This is a genomic window from Streptomyces sp. LZ34, assembly GCF_053890475.1.
Map to the genome: position 1 here is coordinate 7,858,717 of NZ_CM132680.1, position 16,136 is coordinate 7,874,852.

Annotated in this window: 18 protein-coding genes and 2 pseudogenes; 9 read left to right on the forward strand and 11 right to left on the reverse strand. The window is 70.1% G+C overall.

Annotation, left to right across the window (positions count from 1 at the left end; all coding sequences use genetic code 11):
• The first annotated feature begins 209 nt into the window (after positions 1–209).
• Positions 210–1,154: an RNA polymerase sigma-70 factor gene (locus ACWY4P_RS32865; protein WP_456204158.1), complete on the forward strand. Its 945-nt coding sequence runs from the start codon at positions 210–212 to the stop codon at positions 1,152–1,154.
• Positions 1,155–1,255: 101 nt separating this feature from the next.
• On the forward strand, positions 1,256–2,440 hold the full coding sequence (locus ACWY4P_RS32870; protein WP_456204159.1) for an NAD(P)/FAD-dependent oxidoreductase: 1,185 nt from the start codon (positions 1,256–1,258) through the stop codon (positions 2,438–2,440).
• Between the two features lie 86 nt (positions 2,441–2,526).
• Here ACWY4P_RS32870 and ACWY4P_RS32875 read toward each other — a convergent pair whose 3' ends face one another.
• Together ACWY4P_RS32875 and ACWY4P_RS32880 are read right to left on the reverse strand one after the other, a co-directional pair.
• The gene (locus tag ACWY4P_RS32875; RefSeq protein WP_456204160.1) at positions 2,527–3,456 is read right to left on the reverse strand and encodes a tetratricopeptide repeat protein; all 930 of its coding nucleotides are present in this window, start codon (positions 3,454–3,456) and stop codon (positions 2,527–2,529) included.
• An 11-nt stretch (positions 3,457–3,467) separates the two neighbouring features.
• The gene (locus tag ACWY4P_RS32880) at positions 3,468–3,929 is read right to left on the reverse strand and encodes a MarR family winged helix-turn-helix transcriptional regulator (RefSeq protein WP_456213144.1); all 462 of its coding nucleotides are present in this window, start codon (positions 3,927–3,929) and stop codon (positions 3,468–3,470) included.
• Between the two features lie 105 nt (positions 3,930–4,034).
• Between ACWY4P_RS32880 and ACWY4P_RS32885 the strand changes: the two are divergent.
• Together ACWY4P_RS32885 and ACWY4P_RS32890 are read left to right on the forward strand one after the other, a co-directional pair.
• Positions 4,035–4,199: pseudogene (locus tag ACWY4P_RS32885) on the forward strand (alkene reductase); the annotation flags it as partial.
• Positions 4,178–4,927: pseudogene (locus ACWY4P_RS32890) on the forward strand (IS5 family transposase); the annotation flags it as partial. The pseudogenes ACWY4P_RS32885 and ACWY4P_RS32890, both read left to right, overlap by 22 nt.
• A 31-nt stretch (positions 4,928–4,958) precedes the next feature.
• On the opposite strand, the gene ACWY4P_RS32895 reads toward ACWY4P_RS32890, so the two are convergent.
• From ACWY4P_RS32895 to ACWY4P_RS32910, 4 genes are all read right to left on the reverse strand, one after another.
• Positions 4,959–6,008, reverse strand: a complete 1,050-nt coding sequence (locus tag ACWY4P_RS32895) for a hypothetical protein (RefSeq protein ID WP_456204161.1) — start codon at positions 6,006–6,008, stop codon at positions 4,959–4,961.
• 111 nt (positions 6,009–6,119) lie between these two features.
• A complete protein-coding gene (locus ACWY4P_RS32900) occupies positions 6,120–6,479 on the reverse strand; it encodes a hypothetical protein (protein WP_456204162.1) in 360 nt (119 codons plus the stop codon).
• Between the two features lie 134 nt (positions 6,480–6,613).
• Positions 6,614–7,564 carry a helix-turn-helix domain-containing protein gene (locus tag ACWY4P_RS32905; RefSeq protein ID WP_456204163.1) on the reverse strand — a complete coding sequence of 317 codons (951 nt, stop codon included), beginning with the start codon at positions 7,562–7,564 and terminating at the stop codon, positions 6,614–6,616.
• Positions 7,565–7,914: 350 nt separating this feature from the next.
• A complete protein-coding gene (locus ACWY4P_RS32910; RefSeq protein ID WP_456204165.1) occupies positions 7,915–8,364 on the reverse strand; it encodes an ATP-binding protein in 450 nt (149 codons plus the stop codon).
• A gap of 169 nt (positions 8,365–8,533) precedes the next feature.
• On the opposite strand from ACWY4P_RS32910, the gene ACWY4P_RS32915 reads away from it, so the two are divergent.
• Complete coding sequence (locus tag ACWY4P_RS32915; RefSeq protein WP_456204166.1) at positions 8,534–9,361, forward strand: helix-turn-helix domain-containing protein; 828 nt, start codon at positions 8,534–8,536, stop codon at positions 9,359–9,361.
• Positions 9,358–9,543 (forward strand): DUF397 domain-containing protein, encoded by a 186-nt coding sequence (locus tag ACWY4P_RS32920; RefSeq protein ID WP_456204167.1) that lies wholly within the window; start codon positions 9,358–9,360, stop codon positions 9,541–9,543. Before ACWY4P_RS32915 ends, ACWY4P_RS32920 begins: the two co-directional genes overlap by 4 nt.
• Before the next feature lie 9 nt (positions 9,544–9,552).
• On the opposite strand, the gene ACWY4P_RS32925 is transcribed toward ACWY4P_RS32920, so the two are convergent.
• Complete coding sequence (locus ACWY4P_RS32925; protein ID WP_456204168.1) at positions 9,553–10,506, reverse strand: tetratricopeptide repeat protein; 954 nt, start codon at positions 10,504–10,506, stop codon at positions 9,553–9,555.
• Positions 10,493–10,990 (reverse strand): MarR family winged helix-turn-helix transcriptional regulator, encoded by a 498-nt coding sequence (locus tag ACWY4P_RS32930; RefSeq protein WP_456204169.1) that lies wholly within the window; start codon positions 10,988–10,990, stop codon positions 10,493–10,495. Before ACWY4P_RS32930 ends, ACWY4P_RS32925 begins: the two co-directional genes overlap by 14 nt.
• Before the next feature lie 134 nt (positions 10,991–11,124).
• Between ACWY4P_RS32930 and ACWY4P_RS32935 the strand changes: the two genes are divergently transcribed.
• Together ACWY4P_RS32935 and ACWY4P_RS32940 are read left to right on the forward strand one after the other, a co-directional pair.
• Positions 11,125–11,772, forward strand: a complete 648-nt coding sequence (locus ACWY4P_RS32935) for a nitroreductase family protein (protein ID WP_456204170.1) — start codon at positions 11,125–11,127, stop codon at positions 11,770–11,772.
• A gap of 46 nt (positions 11,773–11,818) precedes the next feature.
• Positions 11,819–12,223, forward strand: coding sequence for a PPOX class F420-dependent oxidoreductase (locus ACWY4P_RS32940; protein ID WP_456204171.1), 405 nt, complete (start codon positions 11,819–11,821; stop codon positions 12,221–12,223).
• A gap of 18 nt (positions 12,224–12,241) precedes the next feature.
• On the opposite strand, the gene ACWY4P_RS32945 is transcribed toward ACWY4P_RS32940, so the two are convergent.
• The 3 genes from ACWY4P_RS32945 to ACWY4P_RS32955 all read right to left on the reverse strand — a co-directional run bounded on the left by ACWY4P_RS32945 (position 12,242) and on the right by ACWY4P_RS32955 (position 15,243).
• On the reverse strand, positions 12,242–13,147 hold the full coding sequence (locus tag ACWY4P_RS32945) for an aminoglycoside phosphotransferase family protein (protein ID WP_456204172.1): 906 nt from the start codon (positions 13,145–13,147) through the stop codon (positions 12,242–12,244).
• A gap of 101 nt (positions 13,148–13,248) precedes the next feature.
• Positions 13,249–14,382, reverse strand: a complete 1,134-nt coding sequence (locus ACWY4P_RS32950; protein WP_456204173.1) for a hypothetical protein — start codon at positions 14,380–14,382, stop codon at positions 13,249–13,251.
• 96 nt (positions 14,383–14,478) lie between these two features.
• Entirely contained in the window at positions 14,479–15,243 is a 765-nt protein-coding gene (locus ACWY4P_RS32955; RefSeq protein ID WP_456204174.1) for a class I SAM-dependent methyltransferase, read from the reverse strand.
• A 148-nt stretch (positions 15,244–15,391) separates the two neighbouring features.
• Here ACWY4P_RS32955 and ACWY4P_RS32960 point away from each other — a divergent pair, with 148 nt between their 5' ends.
• A complete protein-coding gene (locus ACWY4P_RS32960; RefSeq protein ID WP_456204176.1) occupies positions 15,392–15,973 on the forward strand; it encodes a TetR/AcrR family transcriptional regulator in 582 nt (193 codons plus the stop codon).
• Positions 15,974–16,136: the final 163 nt, after the last annotated feature.

Below are 16,136 nucleotides of genomic sequence, written 5' to 3' on the forward strand. Positions count from 1 at the left end.
CCGCACCGGTCGCCGCGGAGGACACCGCCACGGTGCTCGCCCACGTCGGTGCCGCGTGACGTTCGGACGGAAGGCAGCAGTCCGACGCGGCATTGGGCGCCTTGCGCCGCGAGTTGGGCGACGGATGGACGGTCGAGGACCGACGCTGACCGTCGCCGCGTCGGCCACCGCCGTCGGCTGGAACCAGGCTGCGAGTAGGATCGGGGCCCATGGCCCTGACCATGAACGACGTGGACCGGTTCGAGGCCTCCAGGCCCCGCCTGGAGGCCATCGCCTACCGCCTCCTCGGCTCCGCGAGCGAGGCCGAGGACGCCGTGCAGGAGACGTTCCTGCGCTGGCAGGCCGCCGACGTCGATCGCATCGAGGTCCCCGAGGCCTGGCTGACGAAGGTCCTTACCAACCTGTGCCTCAACCAGCTCACCTCGGCCCGGGCGCGGCGCGAGACCTATGTGGGCCAATGGCTCCCCGAGCCGCTGCTCGCCGGGGACCCCATGCTCGGCCCGGCCGACACCGCCGAGCAGCGCGAATCGGTCTCGTACGCGGTCCTCACTCTCATGGAGCGCCTCTCCCCCAACGAGCGGGCGGTGTACGTGCTGCGGGAGGCCTTCGACTACCCGCACCGGGAGATCGCCGCGATCCTCGACATCACCGAGGCCTCCAGCCAGCAGATCTTCCACCGCGCCAAGAAGCACGTCGCGGACGGCCGGGCCCGCACCGAGATCGACGAGGCAGCCGCCCGGCGGATCGTCGAGGAGTTCCTCGCGGCCGCCACCAGCGGCCAGACCGAGCCGCTCGTGCGGCTGCTCACCCAGGACGCCATCTCGATCGGCGACGGCGGCGGAAAGGTCCCGGCCCGCGCCAAGGCGTTCGAGGGCGCCCTCGCGGTCGCGAAGTTCATGTGGGGCCTGTTCAAACCCAGCAAGGCCAAACGCGCCATAGTCGGCGGCACGGCCGAGTTCTACGCCACGATCGCCAACGGCGATCCCGCCGTCGTGGCGGTCGTCGACGGCCGGGTCGTCGGCGTCATGTGCCTGGAGGTCACCGCCGAGGGCATCGCCGCGTTCCGCAACCAGGTCAACCCCGACAAGCTCGAACGCGTGACCGAGCGGTGGGCGGCCGCCGACCACGGGGAGCCCCTGCTCACCGCCTTCTGACCCGATGTGAGGTGCTTCACATCGCGTTCCTGTCAGGAAACGGCGGGCCGCCCGGTTCAAGGGGCGACTCGCTGAAGACAGGAACAGACAGGAGCAAGGACATGCAGCACCGCATCGTTGTCCTCGGAGCCGGATACACCGGAGCCATCGCCGCCGGGCGCCTCGCCAAGCGGCTGAGCCGCGAGGACGTCGCCATCACCCTCGTCAACGCCGAGCCCGACTTCGTCGAGCGAGTGCGGATGCACCAGCTGGCGGTCGGCCAGGACCTCAAGCTCCGGCCCTTCAGCGAGATGTTCGCGGGCACCGGCGTCGAACTGAAGCTCGCGAAGGTCACCGGCGTCGACGTCGACCGCAAGACCGTCGCCGTCGTCGACGCGAACGGCGCCGAGGAGCTGGCGTACGACACCCTCGTGTACGCCCTCGGCAGCGGCTGGAACAGCCAAGGGGTCCCGGGCGTCGCCGAGCACGCCCACGAGATCGCCGGCCGCCCCGGGACGCTCCGGCTGCGCGAGCGCCTGGCCCGCCTGGACGCCGGACAGCCCGTGGTCGTGGTCGGCGGCGGCCTCACCGGCCTGGAGGCCGCGACCGAGATCGCCGAGGCTCGCCCGGACCTGGATGTCGCCCTCGCCGCCCGCGGCGGCCTCGGCGACTGGCTCTCGCCCAAGGGCCGCCGGCACCTGTGGAAGGTTCTCGAGAAGCTCGGCATCACCGTGTACGAGCACGCCGCCGTCACCGGCGTCGAGGCCGACCGCGTCGTCACCGCCGACGGCGAGGCCATCCCGGCCGCGGTCACTGTGTGGACCACCGGGTTCGCGGTCCACCCGATCGCGCAGGCTACCGCCCTGGAGGTGACCGGCACAGGCCAGATCGTGGTCGACGGGACCATGCGCTCGGTCTCGCACCCGGACGTGTACGCCATCGGCGACGCGGCCATGGTGATGGGCCCTGGCGACAAGCCGCTGCGGATGTCGTGCGCCTCGGGCACCCCCACCGCGTGGCAGGCCGCCGACGCCATCGCGGCGTGCCTGACCGGCGGGAAGCTCCCGAACGTGCCGCTCCGCTACTTCAACCAGTGCATCTCGCTGGGTCGCAAGGAAGGCCTGATCCAGTACGTCACCGCCGACGACCGCGCCGTCCGGGCGGCCCTGACCGGACGGCTCGCCGCCGTCTACAAGGAGCTGATCTGCAAAGGCGCGGCCTGGAGCGTCGCCAACCCGACGCTCGGGATGCCGGCTCGGCGCCGCCGCGTCGTGCGGGAGCGGGTCCAGGTGGCAACGGCCGTCTGAAGGAGCACGCTACGGTGCTCGCTGCGCGAGGCCGGCGTGGTCCGGGTCCGGGTGGCCCGTCGCGCCGGCCCCATACCCCCTCCCGGCTACCCAAGGCCGCCGTGGAAACAGGTCTCGCCGTCGATCCGGACCGGCCGTCCGGGCGGAAGGGGCGGGTCCAGCGGCTCGCCCTCGGACAGCCCCGACCAGTCGATGAGGAACGACGCGTCCAGGGGCTCGGCCGGGAAGCGGGTGACAGGCTGTTCCGGCCGATGGATCTCCAGGGTCAGCTTCAGCATGCTCGGCAGGTCCTCAGGAGTGAAATCCCCGTTGGCGCAGGACTTGAGAATCTCGTCGGCGTCGCGACGCGCCGCGGCGACCGAGCCGTAAGCGCACGTGATCGTGGACCACTCCGAGTTGCTGATCCGGGCCTCTTCGCGCACCAAGGCGAACGCGTAGCGGTCGGGCGACCCGACATCGTCGACATCGTCTTCCTCGGGCACCTCTTCCCCGAGCTCGGCGAGGCTGTCCTGCGCGACATGGTCTCCCGGGTCGCGCCGCAGTGCCTCGGCGTACGCGGTGGCGGCGCCGTCGCGGTCCCCGGACCAGCACAGCGCATGGCCCAGCTGAAGGGGCACCAGGGGATCGCCGGTGTCGGCCTCCAGGGCCGCGCGGGCCGCCTCGACCGCCCGCGTGACCAGCGGCTCGCTGAGGCCGTCGTCGTCGTACTCCTGCATGTCGCCGAGGTACGGCCCGTCGCTTCCGTCCTCCCACGACCAGTCGCAGTCCAGCTCATCGAGAACGCACCGCTGCAGGGCCAGCGCCGCTACCGTCGAGCGTCCTACGGCAACGGTAGCGGCGGTCTCGCCGTCGTCGGCGCTCAGCTTCCGCGCGACGGCGTCGTAGCAGTGGGTCGCCTCCGCGAGCAGGTGCGGGACTGTGTCCGTCTCGGCACCGTCTATCAGCCCTTCGCTGCTGTCGCGGAGCAGCGAACTGGCCTTGATCAGCAGAGCGTTCGTCGCGTCATCGTCCGTCATGGACCGGCACGTTACTGCTCCGCGGAGGCGTGCCGGGTGGTGGCCTGGACGAGGCTGTGTTCGATCCGGGTCAGGGCGTCGATGGCTTCGGTCTGCTGGTCGGGGGTCAGGCTGTCGGCGACGTAGTTTTCGAGTTCGGACCAGATGTGTTCGACCTCGCGGCGCAGGGCGAGGCTGGCGGTGGTGGGTTCGATGATGAAGGCGCGTTTGTCGGTGGTGGAGGGGCGGTGGCGGACGAAGCCGGCGTGTTCGAGGCGTCGGATCGTGCGGGTCATGGTGGCCGCGTCGGAGCCGAGCAGGCGCACCAGGTCGGTCTGACGCTGGGGGCCGCGGTCCCACAGCTGCATCATGACCAGTTCCTGGCCGGGGTGGAGGCCGACGCGGCGCAGGAGTTGCGCGGCGAGCGCGCGGTGCAGGCGGGCGACGCGGAAGATCGCGTGGGTCATGGCACCGGCCTGGACGGAGGGCGGCATCGACATCTCAGCCGTCGCGGCGGCTTCGGCGGCGGCCGACTGGGAGTCGGACGTGTCCTTCGGCTGACTCATACGTCCCTCGCTGCGATGTGTAGCTGCGACCAACTGCCGGTCGGCCCCTCCGCGGTGGCGCCGCAGGGGCAGGTGTTCACCCATGAGGGCCCCAAGGACTTCGTCACCCCCAGGGAGCTGGCCGAGGTCGAGATCGCCCAGACCGTCGACGACTTTGCTGCCGCGGCGCGCAACGCGGTGGCCGCCGGGTTCGATGGATCAGTGACAGGATCATCTTCGACAAGCTTCTGCAACTGCTGCGCTTCGGCTGTTCCTACGAGGCGATCGCCGACACGACATGCTCGGCCACCACGATCCGCAACCGTCGCGACGAGTGGATCCGACTTGGCGTCTTCGCCCGGCTCAAGCAGATCGCGTTGGAGTCCTACGACCGGATCGTCGGCCTCGTCCTCGACCAGATCGCCGTCGACGGCTCCATCACCAAGGCTCCCGGGGGCGGCGAGGTCGCCGGACGCTCACCGGTCGACCGCGGCAAACAGGGTTTGAAACGCTCGGGCATGACAGATGGATACGGCATTCCGCTGGGCCGCGTCCTGGCGGGCGCCAACCGCCACGACTCCCCGCTGCTCGCCCCGACCCTGGACCGCCTGGACGACCTCGGGCCGTTGCCCGACGACATCACCGTGCACCTGGACGCCGGCTACGACTCGGACACCACCCGCACTCTGCTCAGCGAACGCGGCCTCCGCGGCCGCATCGCGCACAAAGGCGAGAAAGCACCGATCCAGGCCAGTCGGCGTTGGCACGTCGAGCGCACGCACGCCTGGCAGAACGCCTTTCACCGACTGGCCCGCTGCTACGAACGCCGCGCCACCGTCATCGACGCCTTCTTCGACCTCGCTGACACGATCATCACTGTACGCAGCCTGATCCGACGAGCATGGACAACCCACCGCTGGGACGAACGCCCGAACCGCCGACCCTGACCACACGCCTATCCGCCCTCATAAATGACCTCTACAACGGAAATTCCCAGAGGTGGACTGAGTCGCAGTGCGCACTACTGATGATCACAGGGCGGCTGTCGAGATCGGCCACCCGCAGCCCGAACACCTCGCTGCTGTGCCCCTGGAGCGGCTGGCCCAGCAACCGGCGCTCGGCCAGGTCCCACACGCAGATGCTGCCGTCCCTTGCTCCGGTGACGGCGAACAGACGACCGTGCACGGTGCCGGCAGTCAAGCAGCTGATTTCGTCCCCGGGCACGGTGAGGGGTTCGCTCCACTCGTTGGATTCGGGATCTCCCAGCACGAGACTCTGCCCACCCGCTGCGACGACCCGTACGCGCCTGTCCACCGAGGCCAGGGCGAACTCGGTGAGCGTCTCGTCCAGGTCGTCAAATTTGGCGAGGTGCCGCTCTTCCTCGATGTCCCACACGAGCACGCCGCCGTGCCGACCACCGGCCACCACGACCGGCCGCCCTGCCAACAGTCCCGCCGCGGCAGCGCTACTGGCGCCCGACTGGCATTCCAGCTCCTGAATGTCCACGAGAGAGTCGTAAGGCGAGGGCTGCTCCGGCTCTGTCACCGAATCGTCCTCGTCGTCAAGGTCGGCATCGTCGTCATGCCCGTCCTCCGGCTCGGCAACGGACGGGTCCCACAACTCCACGCCCCACGTGCCCGCGAATCCCACGAGCAACCTCGAGCGGTCACCGAAGTCGGCCCTGACTACCGAGGCCAGGCCGCCCTCCTGTGCGCTCAGCCGTACCTTGCCCGTCTCCAGGTCCCACATGGCGAAGCCTTGGTGGTCACCTCCGCCGCCGATCACGATCCGGCCGTCCACCACTGCGGCACCGAGCGCAGTGAGGTCCGTGCGGGGGAAGTCCTCGTCCGGGACGTCGAGTTCGAACTGGGTCCAGCGGTCGCTGGCCGGATCCCAGGTGCAGGCACGCCGGTCTCGGTCGGGGCTGCCGACGAGGATCAGCCGACCGTCGAGGGTGACGAGGTCGAAATCCACGATGTGGTGGCAGGACGGAGGCAGGCTGGAGATCAAGGGAGAGTGAACTGACATACCGACACCTTGCCAGCTCGCTCTGGCACTCGGCTCGCCAACGGTCTGCCCAGCACACCGGTCCGGACGGCGGCCAGCCGCCTATCCGCGCGACCTCTAAGTCGCTGAAGTTCACACCGCGGCTGCCGGGCGAGCGGAGGCCAACTCGAAGAAGGCAGCCTCCCACACATCACGGATCGCGCGGCTGATCAGCATGCGAAGGACGGGCCATTGACCGATCAGGAGGTCCCGGTTCAGCAGGGCGATGAGGTCGGTGTGCTGCCCTTCGGCTAGCACCGTGCGGTACATGCTCATCCGCGACCGCGGCCTGTCGAGATCGAACCGTGTCAGCCCAGACCAGGCCACGTGCAACGGCAGCTGAACGGCGCCATGCGTCGGCCCGGCCAGGTTGCTGAGTGAGCCGGGAAGCCTTCTCGCATAGCGCTGCCGCAGCACCTCTGCGACAGGCTGTGACGGTTCGGCGGCAGACATCGCGGACATGCGGACAAGTATTGCGTACTCAGGCAAGCGGCGAGGTCTCTGGGAATGCCGTGCAGGTTCAGCGAGAACTTCGTTGTCGGTACCGGTCTGGGCGGCTGGCATTGGGGTCTCCTGAGGACGGGCCTCTACGCGGCGAGGGCCGGGGCCTCGTTCGCCTCTCGGCAGTCGCGGCAGCAGCCGGGGCTGGGGGCGCGGAAGGCGCGGTCGCAGCCGTCGCAGTTCTGGAGGGGGACGACTGGCGGGCGTGGTGTGGGCTCGGCCAGCAGGTCCGCTGGGAGAGGTGGCGGGAGCAGCGCGGTGAGGCGGTGGGCGAGGAGGGCGGCGGGGTGGCGCAGGTCCGGCGGAAGGCCGGTGGCCAGGGCGTGGCGTACGGCGTCGGGGGTGGCGCCGCGCTCCAGCCAGGCGGCCACGGCCGGGGCGAGGCGGCGTACGTCGCGCTCGGAGAGCAGTAACCGGTCGTCGTCGCGGCGCAGAGCGGCGAGCAGGGCGGCGGCGGTGCGGGTGCGCTCGGGCGCGGGCGCGTTGGGCTGGGGGAGAGACGGCGGTGGTACGCGGTCGGTGCGGGGCTGCGGTGTGGGATCTACGGCGGCGTTGGCGTCAGAGGCGGGGGTCTGGGCAGAGACGGGGGCCGGGTCGGGGTCGGCGTCGGCGTCGGGAGCGGCGCCGGTGCGGGTGCTGGAGCCGGACGGAGAGCCGCTGGTCTTCGGCTTCGGTGACTTCTGCAGCGACGGTACGGCCCGTAGGGGAGCGAGGCGCGCGGCCTGCGCCTCGCGTTCGCGGCGGGCGCGGGTGGCCTCGGGGAAGTTGTACGAGAACGTTCGGGTGATGATCTGCCCTTGGGGTGTGCGCTCCCGGATCCGCTCGATGTAGCCGTGCGCCTCCAACTCCCGCAGCGCGGCAGCGATCTTGCTCCGGCCCTCCGGGAACTTCTCGGCGAGCGTCAGGATGTCCACCGGTGAGCCATCGGGCAGCGACAGGATGTGCGCTCCGAGGCCGATCGCCGTCAGGGACAGATCGTTGTGCTGGGAGAGGTGGTGGCCGATGATCGTGTACTGGGCAGGCTGGTATTCACTCACTGAGGTCACTCCGCTAGCGGATCGACGAACCAGGAAACGGGCGCGCGGAGGCGCGCTAAGCTGCTGCTCAGCCATCGGGAAGGTCTCTCTTCCTCGGTGGTCAGGCCCTCGATCGGGATTGCGAGTCCCGGCCGGGGGCCGTCGCATGTCTGGGGTTGTCAAGACCGAGCCTGCCTCGCCAATCGGCAGCTGCGCCAGCCGAGTTGGGCGGATTCACCTATCCGGGTGATGGGTGTGAGGTTTGGTTGGGTTGGGTTGGTTCTTTCTTGAGGTTCTTTGTCTTTGACCGCCCGCCCCACCAGCGCGCGCAGCACCGGAGTCAAGGTTTCCGGCCTCCGGTGGGGCGAGGCTCAGCGAGGGAAAGTGAGTTCGGCCCACACCGTTTTGCAGATCAGCTCGGGCACAACACCCCAGCGGTCCGCCAACTCCTTCACGAGCAGCAGCCCATGCCCCGATTCGCCGCCGGTCTCCCCGCGTCGGCGGACGGTTGGTAGCTGTTCCGTGCGCGGGTCCCGTACCTCGATACGGAGCGTCGCCGTCGGGCCGTTGGCCGCGACGGCCAGCGTGAGGCGGAAGTTCCGGCCCGGCACGCGGCCGTGCAGCGCCGCGTTGGCGCTCAGTTCGGCGATGACGAGTGCCGCCGTGTCGTGCGGCAGCCCCCATGAGCGGAGTCGTTCGGTGGCGAGGAGGCGGGCCAGGCGGGCGCCCTTGCGGGTGGCGGAGAGCAGGACGGTGAAGTGGAGGGCGGTGGGTGGGGGTGCGGAAACGGAAGTGTCTGTTCGAGTGAAATGTCGGCTCACATCACTCAGCGTGGTCGCGAGTAACTAGGCTTGAAAGTAGCGACGCCAATACGGACGGTGACCGTCCGGTAGTGCTCCGGCTGCGGTCCGGCGCTTGTCCGGTCCGTACGCCGTGACGCGTGCTGGGCGGGCGACGTTGGGCACGGACACGTCGGAGGTGGGCAGATAGATGAGTGAGATCCAGGGAGTCGAAGAGGACGACAGCGGTGCGGTGATGAGGGCGGTCGGTCGTCAGATCAAGTTGTGGCGTGAGGCGGCGGGGCTGAAGCAGGCGGAGTTGGGGGCGGCGATCGGGTATGGGGAGGAGTTGGTTTCGGCCGTCGAGCGGGCTCGGCGGATTCCCAGGCCGGAGTTCCTGGACAAGGCGGATGAAGTGCTGGGGGCGGGCGGCAAGATCGCGGCGATGAAGAAGGACGTCGCGGAGGCGCGGTATCCGAAGAAGGTGAGGGATCTGGCGAAGCTGGAGGGCGAGACGGTCGAGCTGGGTGCGTACGGCAACACCGTTGTGCATGGTCTGCTGCAGACGGAGGATTACGCCCGCGCCTTGTTTGGCCAGCGACGTCCGTCGTATAGCCAAGACGAGTTTGAACGCCTGGTATCCGCGCGTATGGGACGGCAGACGATTTTCGATCAGCCGCATGCCCCACTGCTGACCTTCGTCCAGGAAGAGGCGGTGCTGCGGCGCCCGATCGGGGGCAGAATGGTGTTGCGGCATCAGCTCGAACATCTGCTTGGGCTTGGGAAGTTGCGACACGTCGAAATCCAGGTGATGCCCACTGAGTGCGAGGATCACGCCGGGCTCGGTGGTTCCCTCCAAGTACTGAAGCTCAGGGACGGTACGACGGTTGGACACAACGAAGTGCAGCTCACCAGCCGTCTGATCTCCGATCCCAAAGAGGTCCAGGTCCTTGAGATGCGCTACGGCATGATCCGGGCGCAGGCTCTCAGGCCACGGGAGTCGTTGGCCTTCATCGAGAAACTACGGGGAGAGACATGACCCTCAAGCCCTCCGAGTGGACGAAGAGCAGCTACAGCACCAACGACGGGCCCGAGTGCGTCGAGGTCGCCCTCACCCCCGACACCATCCGCATCCGCGACTCCAAGCACCCTCACGGCCCCCAACTCGCCGTCACCCCAACCGCCTGGACCGCCTTCCTCACCTACGCGGGCCGTCGCTGAACGAGACGGCTACGACCGTCCACCGTGGAAACAGGTCTCCCCATCGAACCGAACGGGCCGTCCGGGCGGAAGGGGCGGGTCCAAGGGCTCGCCCTCCGGGATGCCTGACCAGTCGATGAGGAAGACCCCCTCGCGGGGCTCGGCCGGGACGCGGTCGATGAGGTCGAAGCGGGTGACGGGCTGGCCTGGGCGGTGGACTTCGAGGGTCAGCCTCAGCATTTCGGAGAGCTCTTCTCGGGTGAGATCCGCGTCGGCAAGGCTTTTGAGGACCGCGTCGGCGTCGCGTCGCGCGGCGGCGACCGAACCGCAAGCGGTCGCGACCGAGGACCATCCCCAGCTCGCGTTCCCGGCCTCTGCGCGGACCAAGGCGAACGCGTAGCGGCCCGGGGACGGGGACCCGATGCCGTCGAAATCGTCGTCCTCGGATACCTCTTCCCCGAGCTCGGCGAGCCTGTCGCGCGCGACATGGTCCTCCGGGTCACGCCGCAGCACCTCCGCGTACGCGGCGACCGCACCGTCCCGGTCGCCGGACCAGCACAGGGCATGGGCCAGATGAAGGCGCACCAGAGGGTCGCCGGGGTCGGCGTCCAGGGCGGCGCGGGCCGCCTCGACGGCCCGCGCGACGAGTGGTTCGCTGATGCCGTCGTCGTCGAACTCCTGCATATGGCCCAGGTACGGCCCGTCGCTCTCGTCCTCCCACGACCAGTCGCAGTCCAGCTCGTCCCAGGCGCACTGGTGCAGGGCCAGCGCCGCTACCGTCGAGCGCCCCACGGCGACGGTGGCGGCGGTCTCGGCGTCATTGGCGCTCAGCTTCCCCGCGACGGCGTCGTAGCAGCGGGTCGTCTCCGCGAGCAGGCGCGGGACCGCGTCCGTCTCAGCGTCGTCCATCAGCCGCTCACCGCAGTCGCGGAGCAGCGCACCGGCCTTGATCAGCAGGGCGGGCGTCGCGTCATCGTCCGTCATGGTCCGGCACGTTACTGCTCTCCGGCTGGAGCAGTTTGCCGAGGATCGCGCTCAGTTGGCCGCGCTCGTCGGGGGTGAGGACGCGGAAGGTGTCCGCAAGGAACGCGGGGATCGAGGCCTGGGCCTCGGCGAGCCTTTGGCGGCCCCAGTCGGTGATGGTGACGGCGTAGGAGCGCCGGTCGCGCGGGTTGCGCTCCCTGCAGATGTGGCCCGACTGCTCCAGGTCGTCGCAGATGCCGACCATGACGCTGCGGTCGATCCGCAGTTCCTCGCTGAGCGCCTGCTGGGAGCAGGGGCCGACGGCGTCGAGCATCTGGAGCACGAGGTGTTGCCCGACTCCGAGCCCTTCCCCGGTGGCGTGCGCGTCGGCGGCGCGGGCCACGGCGGCCGAGGCCCGGCACAGCGCGATATCCAGCCGCTCGGCGGCGAGTTGCGCGAAGTATGCCGGCCGGGCGCGGTCGGCCGCCCTGTTCGTCGTCGCCATCGCTCTCCTCTTCCGTGTGCCATCAGGCTACAGCAGATCAATCTCCCCGAAGATTGTTTGACAGCAGATGATTGGCGGTCATACGGTCCAGATCATCTGTCCGTCAATTGTTTGCACGCAGATGGAGGCCTGCTGTGACGCTCGACCTCACCCCTGACGAGCTGCTGAGCACGACCCGCGCAGTACGCAAGCGCCTGGACCTGACCCGCCCGGTGCCCCGTGCCCTGATCGAGGAGTGCGTGGACCTGGCCGTGCAGGCGCCCACCGGGCGCAACCGGCAGCGCTGGCACTTCCTCGTTGTCACCGAGCCGAAGCAGCGGCGGGCGGTGGCCGACCTCTTCCTGCGCGCCCTGCCCCTGGTCGCCGGGCAGCCGCTGACCGAGCGTGACGTACGGCGCATGAACTATCACGCCCGCTCCACCGAGCGGGTCTTCGACGGCCTGCGTCACCTGGCCGACAACATCCACCGGGTGCCCGCGTTCGTCATCCCCGGCGTGGAGGGGCGGACCGACCGCGCTCCGGTGCCCGTGCAGGCGGGGGCGTGGGGATCGATCCTGCCCGCGGTGTGGAGCTTCATGCTGGCCGCCCGGGCGCGCGGCCTGGGCACGGTGTGGACCACCGCGCAGGGGCCGCTCGAACGCGAGCTGGCCCAGGTGCTCGGAGTGCCGTACGAGGAGGTCATGCTGGCGGCGTTCATCCCGCTGGCCTTCACCATCGGCACCGACTTCAAGCCCGCTCCTCGCATCCCGCGCGAGGAGGTCCTGCACTGGGACCGCTGGTGAGCGCATCGGCCGGGCAGCGCCCGAGGTGGACAGCTAAGGTGAGGCCGTGGCTTCTCCAGACGCTGAACTCGCCCGGCTGGGCGCGAGCAAGTACGTGCTGGTTACCACCTATCGCAGGGACGGGCGTACCGTGCCGACCCCGGTGTGGGTGGTCCGTGACGGCGACACCTTGGGTGTGTGGACGCGGGCCGACTCCGGCAAGGTCAAGCGCATCCGCAATCGGGGCGATGTCCTGGTCGCGCCGTGTGATCTGCGCGGCAACCGACGCGGCGACGACGTCCCCGGTCGCGCCGAGGTCCTGTACGGGGCCGACGTCGAGCGCTATCGCGGGCTCCTGCGCCGGAAGTACGGCCTGACCGGGCGGCTCACCGTGTGGGGGAGCGTGCTGCGCCGCGGCCGGGAGGGCACGGTGGGTATCCGCATCACGCTCGGCGACGCCATCGGAGAGTGACCCCGGGGGAGCAGTCAATCAGCCGATGAGCGCCTCGGTGATCTGGCGGGTGGTCTGCGCGGCGACCCGGGGGTTGGCGGCGGCGTAGTGGGTGTAGGCGTTCAGTCCAGTGGCCAATGCCCAGCCGCGGCCCCGGGTCCAGGTGGCGTCGTCCACGCCGAGCGCGGTCCGGAAGGCGGCCCGGCTCCCGGCCGACATCAGGGTGAAGGCGATGGTCAGGTCACAGGCCGGGTCGCCGATGCCGAGTCCACCGAAGTCGATGACCGCGCTGAGGCGGCCGTTGACGGTCAGCAGGTTGCCGATGTGGAAGTCGCCGTGACACCAGACCGGAGGGCGGTCCCATCCTGGGGCGTTCAGCGCCGCGTCCCACAGCTCGGTCATGGCCGCCGTATCGAACGCGCCGTCGACCTCCGCGATCGCGGCCCGGGTCGCGCGGTCCCGGTCGGCCAGCGGCCGGACGGTGAGGTCCAGGTCCTCGCGAGCGTCCTCGACCTGGATGTTCTCGGGCACGAACTGCTGAAGGGCGGTCAGGAACTCCGCCAGTTCGACGGCAGCCCTGGAGGAGTCGGCCAATGCCTCAACGGTCGCCACCTCACCATCCAGCCAGCGGGACACCGCCCACGGCCACGGATAGTCGAAGTCAGGCTCACCCACCCCCACCGGTACCGGGACGGCCAGGGGCAGGTGCGGGGCGAGCCGGGGAAGCCACTCGGACTCCTTCTCGGCCTGCCCGGCTGCCCCGGCGTGGCGGGGCAGCCGGACGGACAGCTCCTCGCCCAGCCGGTAGATCACATGGTCCGAGCCGGCCGGGTCGAGCCGCTTGAGAGGCAGGTCGGCCCACTGCGGGAACTGCGTATCGACGAGGCGCCTGGCCAGTGCGGCATCGATCGCGGGGCGGGGGTCCGCGGTTCTCCCGGGTGCCAAGAGCAGCTCCTGCCGTCGGCCCGCTCCATGCGGCGGGCGGTCGGAGCCATCACAGTGCGTCGCGGACTTGTCTGTCGATCGGTTTTCTCGGCACCGGACCCCTAGCGCGTGGGGACGGCGACGCGGTTCACCTCTCCCTCGATCTCGGTGCGTTGGCCGCCGATCTCGACATAGAGGAAGTCCCGGTCGCGGACACCGGGATGGCTGAGGATCGCCGTGGCACCTGCGGCCAGTCGGTGTGCCTGGCTGGCCGGGTCGGCGTCCGCGGCAACCCACCGGTCATCCGCGAGCCGGCGCTGCACGCCGTTCATGGTGTCTTCCTTCTCGGCGGGTTGGAAGTAGACGTTCAGGGCGCCCTCGGGGTCCCACCACATTTCGCCGACGTACCCGTCGCGCGTGCTGCACTTCGCGCCCGCCGCGGCCTTGACCGGGCGGGTCCTGCCCTCGCCGGACCCGACGTTCACCACGGTGACCGTGGCACAGGATTCGGCTTCGTCACCTGCCAGCGCCACCCGTGTGCCGTCAGGGCTGAACTGCGCCGACTCGACGGAGTCCTGCCGGTGCGGCGCCAGTCGGCGTGGCCCGCCGTCCAGTGTCACCAGGTACACCGGCCCGGTCTTGCTCGACAACGAGTCCGTGTATGCGGCCAGCACGGTGCCGTCGGTGCCAGCGAGCAGTTGCGGGGCCGCCTCGTCCCAGTCATTGCGCCAGGTGGGAACCGTCGTGGCCGTTCGCCGCGGCGTCGGTGCCTTGGCCGCGAGGTCGGCGAGCATGAGGTGGTTGCCCTTGTCGAGCCAGGCGACCTTGCCGGCGCCGATGGGCACGACCGTTTGGCATTGGCATTTCAGGGAGCGGTCCTGGCATCCGTCGCAGGCAACCTTCGTCACCTTGCCGGTTGTGGCCGAGATGGCCAGGATGCGGTCGCCGACCGTCGTGAACACGTAGCGGCCGTCGGTGGTGAAGGCGGGGTCGGTGCCGAGCCAGCCGAAGGAGGCGCGGCCGATCTGTTTGGTGCCGTTCATGGCGACGAGTTCGCTGCGCGTCTGTGTCCAGTCCTGGCCGAAGTCGACCGTCATATAGGCGTAGACACGCGGCGGTCCCGGCCGCTTGGCCTCGTCACCGCCTGATGGGGCGGCGCTGCCCGAGGGGGCCGATTGCTTGAGCACGATACCGAGAGCGGTCACAGCTGCCAGCACGAGCCCGGCCACGACGAGCATGACCGTACGCTTCGACATCACATACACCTCCGAACCCGACTGCACGTGAGGTGTATACGCGCTCCGCGGTGGGACCGGTCCCGACACGGCCCTGCCGACGGCACGTAAAACAGGTCAAGCGGCGCCGGTTCGCGCCGCGGTGATCACCACCGCGGCGTAACGCATCGTGAAGCCGCCCCCCATCGCGTCGATCGCAGCCCCGGTGCCCGCCAGCAGCTCCGCCAGCTCGGCCGGTGCCAGCTGGCTCGCGTCGCCGCCGGTACGGAGCTGATCCAGCCACTCCTCCCGGGTGTAGCCGCGCTCCCAGTCGAACCGTCGCTGCTCCGGCTCGCCGAACGCGCCCGTCTGCCGTATCCCGTCGACCGCCCTGGTGAACAGCGTCGAGTAGGGGTCGAGCGCGGACTTCGTCCAGGGGTTGCGGGGCGAGTCGGGCAGGACCCGGCGGTAGATCTCGGCGAAGGCTTCCGCGATATCGGGCGAGGGCTGGAATACGTTCCAGAACACGGCCAGCCGACCGCCGGGCCGTAGCACCTCGGCCGCCTTGGCCGCTCCCGTGACCGGGTCGATCCAGTGCCAGGTCTGTCCGGCGATGACCGCGTCGAAGGTTCGGCCGGCCGGGTCCCAGGCCTCGAAGGCCGCCACCTCGACGTCGAGTCCGCCGCCGCGGCGCGCGAATTCGGCCATGCGGGCGTCCACATCGACGCCCAGCACGGTGCAGCCGGCCGCCTGGAACTGCCGGGCCGCGATGCCGGTCCCGACGCCGACGTCGAGGACGTCGGGCCCGGGGCTCGCGGTGGTGATCGCGTCGACCATGGCGTCGGGGTAGCGGGGCCGGGCCCGGTCGTAGCGTTCGGCGTCCGAGCCGAATGACTCCGCCATCTCGCGGGCTTGATGGGACTCGCGTGCGGAGAGAGGCGCTTGCTCAGATCCTGTAGTGGGCATGTGCCCACTATGAGTGGGCGAGCGCCCACTCGTCAACCGGGTACAGTCCCACCAGTCCCACCGAGACAAGGAGGAGGTGCCGAGGATGCCGACGGGGGTGGCTCTCCGCGACGCGCGCGAGCAGCTGTTCGGCGCCGCCGAGCGCGTCCTGCTCCGGGACGGGCCGAGCGCGCTGACCAGCCGGGCGGTGACCACGGAGGCGGGCTGCGCCAAGGGGGTCCTGCACCGGCACTTCGCCGACTTCGACGCCTTCCTCGCCGAGCTCGTGCTCGACCGCATCGCCCGGATCGACCACCAGGCCGCCGCCCTGCGCGAGTCCGCCGGGACCGGCGCCGTCGCCGACAACCTCACCCGCGCGCTGACGGAGCTGTTCGGGTCGGTCGCCGTGGCCGTCGTCGGCCTCATCATCTCCCGCGACGACCTGCGCGCCCGGCTGCGCGAGGCCAGGCCGACCGGGATTCCGGTCCTGACGGAGGCCGCCGCCATGGTCGCCTCCTACCTCGCCGCCGAGCGCGACCTGGGCCGTATCGCGGCGGACGCGGACGTCGACACGCTCGCCCCCACCCTGATCGGGGCCGCGCATCTGCTGTTCGCCGACCGGAAGGGCACCCCGCCCGAGGCCGGCGCCGTCCGCAAGGTCGTGACCACGGTCCTCGCCGGAGCCTGAACCGCCCAGCGGTTCCGACAACCGCATCGTTCGACACGTCACCCGCGCCTGTGCGACGATCGCCGCGACAGAATCCATGAGGTTCGTCGACGCCAGGTTGGTCGGTGGAGCGCGTCGGCGTGCTCGCTCGTCGCGAGCACGGCCCGGCTCCGCCCTGCGCGTT

Excerpts from the sequence above, each read along its gene's own strand:
- ACWY4P_RS32870 (WP_456204159.1), top strand. The coding sequence starts at position 1,256 with ATGCAGCACCGCATCGTTGTCCTCGGAGCCGGATACACCGGAGCCATC.
- ACWY4P_RS32920 (WP_456204167.1), top strand. The coding sequence starts at position 9,358 with ATGACCCTCAAGCCCTCCGAGTGGACGAAGAGCAGCTACAGCACCAAC.
- ACWY4P_RS32865 (WP_456204158.1), top strand. The coding sequence starts at position 210 with ATGGCCCTGACCATGAACGACGTGGACCGGTTCGAGGCCTCCAGGCCC.
- ACWY4P_RS32925 (WP_456204168.1), bottom strand. The coding sequence starts at position 10,506 with ATGACGGACGATGACGCGACGCCCGCCCTGCTGATCAAGGCCGGTGCG.
- ACWY4P_RS32915 (WP_456204166.1), top strand. The coding sequence starts at position 8,534 with ATGAGTGAGATCCAGGGAGTCGAAGAGGACGACAGCGGTGCGGTGATG.
- ACWY4P_RS32875 (WP_456204160.1), bottom strand. The coding sequence starts at position 3,456 with ATGACGGACGATGACGCGACGAACGCTCTGCTGATCAAGGCCAGTTCG.
- ACWY4P_RS32960 (WP_456204176.1), top strand. The coding sequence starts at position 15,392 with ATGCCGACGGGGGTGGCTCTCCGCGACGCGCGCGAGCAGCTGTTCGGC.
- ACWY4P_RS32930 (WP_456204169.1), bottom strand. The coding sequence starts at position 10,990 with ATGGCGACGACGAACAGGGCGGCCGACCGCGCCCGGCCGGCATACTTC.
- ACWY4P_RS32900 (WP_456204162.1), bottom strand. The coding sequence starts at position 6,479 with ATGTCTGCCGCCGAACCGTCACAGCCTGTCGCAGAGGTGCTGCGGCAG.
- ACWY4P_RS32955 (WP_456204174.1), bottom strand. The coding sequence starts at position 15,243 with ATGGCGGAGTCATTCGGCTCGGACGCCGAACGCTACGACCGGGCCCGG.
- ACWY4P_RS32895 (WP_456204161.1), bottom strand. The coding sequence starts at position 6,008 with ATGTCAGTTCACTCTCCCTTGATCTCCAGCCTGCCTCCGTCCTGCCAC.
- ACWY4P_RS32880 (WP_456213144.1), bottom strand. The coding sequence starts at position 3,929 with ATGCCGCCCTCCGTCCAGGCCGGTGCCATGACCCACGCGATCTTCCGC.
- ACWY4P_RS32950 (WP_456204173.1), bottom strand. The coding sequence starts at position 14,382 with ATGTCGAAGCGTACGGTCATGCTCGTCGTGGCCGGGCTCGTGCTGGCA.